General features: G+C 59.5%; 2 protein-coding genes. Both read left to right on the plus strand.

Annotated features, from left to right (window positions below):
• The coding region (gene hcp1 / locus LG30_RS0107890; protein WP_033130163.1) for a type VI secretion system effector Hcp1 at positions 1–416 on the plus strand (416 nt) is incomplete at its 5' end.
• 59 nt (positions 417–475) lie between these two features.
• A complete protein-coding gene (locus tag LG30_RS0107895; RefSeq protein ID WP_033130164.1) occupies positions 476–694 on the plus strand; it encodes a hypothetical protein in 219 nt (72 codons plus the stop codon).
• Positions 695–922: the final 228 nt, after the last annotated feature.

Below are 922 nucleotides of genomic sequence, written 5' to 3' on the forward strand. Positions count from 1 at the left end.
ATGAAGACGAGATGCTGGTTCAGGAATTCCAGCACGTCGTTACCGTGCCGACCGACCCGCAATCCGGTCAGCCGGCTGGTCAGCGTGTCCACAAGCCGTTCAAATTCACCGTCGCGCTGAACAAAGCCGTACCGCTGATGTACAACTCCCTGGCTTCCGGCGAGATGCTGCCGAAAGTGACCCTGAAGTGGTACCGCACCTCGGTCGAAGGCAAGCAGGAACACTTCTTCAGCACAGTGTTGACCGATTCCACCATCGTCGACATCGACTGCCAGATGCCCCACTGCCAGGACCCCGCCAACGCTGACTTCACCCAGCTGATCCAGGTCTCCCTGGCCTACCGCAAGATCGACTGGGAGCACACCGTTGCCGGTACCTCCGGTGCCGACGACTGGCGTGCGCCGATCGAGGCTTGATGCCATGAGGGAGCACCCGTCCAGGTGCTCCCTTTTCTGTATTCAGACAGGGAGGCCTTATGCCGAAAGAGTCGTTTTATCCCGATACCAATGAACCGCACATTCACCTGCACAGGGGGGGCGCCACCTTCACCGACATTGGCCATAACCACCGGACACTGGTCCGTGGCTCTCTGGTCTATCGCGGCACAGTACAGGAAGTCATCGTCGATCTGCAGGGGCGTGGTGATAACCGCAGCATTCAGATAGCGCAATACATTCAGTCCAACTTGGCCTGATCTCAAAGGCCGGGATACCGGCCTGCTTCTCATCTTTGCCTGCCCTGGTCACCTCTTTCTTCTGCTCACTTGCTCGTTGAGCGAGCACAAGAAAGAACATGACGTTGATCCCACCGCGCGCCTCAGGGCGTGCGGTAGCCATGGCGCCGAAAACACGGCGGCCATGGCGGATCTCTCACCCTTGAGGCCAGCCTGCAGGATTGCGGGGGCGACAGCAGAGGCGCACCG

The organism is Aeromonas aquatica (assembly GCF_000764655.1).
GTDB classification, from domain to species: Bacteria; Pseudomonadota; Gammaproteobacteria; order Enterobacterales; family Aeromonadaceae; genus Aeromonas; species Aeromonas aquatica.